The sequence below is a fragment of the Pantoea conspicua genome (assembly GCF_002095315.1).
Classification (GTDB): domain Bacteria; phylum Pseudomonadota; class Gammaproteobacteria; order Enterobacterales; family Enterobacteriaceae; genus Pantoea; species Pantoea conspicua.
Map to the genome: position 1 here is coordinate 1 of NZ_MLFN01000109.1, position 917 is coordinate 917.

Below are 917 nucleotides of genomic sequence, written 5' to 3' on the forward strand. Positions count from 1 at the left end.
AATACGCACGCTTTCAGGTATACCTGCTTTCGTCATTTTGTTCAGCGCTCGTACCAGGGCCATAGCCTCCGCAACCTGACCATCGTAGTCACGCAGCGTCAGTGAACCCCCGAACAGCTGTTTTACCCGGTACATCGCCGTTTCCGCTATCGAGCGACGGTTGTAATCTGTTGTCCATTTCCACCGCGCATTACTCCCGGTCATTCGCTGATTAGCCACTGCACGGTTACGGTCTGCATATTCACCGGGCCAGTAACCCGCACCTTTTCGGGGAGGGATAAGCGCGCTGATTTTCTTACGCCGCAGTTCATCGTGACATAGCCGGGTATCGTAAGCGCCATCGGCGGCGGCTGACCTGATTTTCCGGTGGGTTTGCCGGATTAACCCGGGGAAGGCCTCTGAGTCCGTAACGTTGTTCAGCGACAGGTCAGCGCAGATGATTTCATGTGTTTTACTGTCAACGGCGAGATGCAGCTTACGCCAGATACGGCGGCGTTCCTGGCCATGCTTTTTGACTTTCCACTCGCCTTCACCGAAGACCTTCAGCCCGGTGGAATCAATTACCAGGTGTGCGATTTCACCCCGGGTGGGCGTTTTGAAACTGACATTAACCGACTTTGCCCGCCTGCTGACACAGCTGTAATCCGGGCAGCGTAGCGGAACGTTCATCAGAGAAAAAATGGAATCAATAAAGCCCTGCGCAGCCCGCAGGGTCAGCCTGAATACGCGTTTAATGACCAGCACAGTAGTGATGGCAAGGTCAGAATAGCGCTGAGGTCTGCCTCGTGAAGAAGGTGTTGCTGACTCATACCAGGCCTGAATAGCTTCATCATCCAGCCAGAAAGTTATGGAGCCACGGTTGATGAGGGCTTTATTGTAGGTGGGCCAGTTGGTGATTTTGAACTTTTGCTTTGCCA

Annotated in this window: 1 protein-coding gene; it reads right to left on the minus strand. The window is 53.5% G+C overall.

Annotation, left to right across the window (positions count from 1 at the left end; all coding sequences use genetic code 11):
- On the minus strand, positions 1 to 917 hold a 917-nt coding region (locus HA41_RS19410; protein ID WP_094122112.1), incomplete at both ends, for an IS5-like element IS903B family transposase.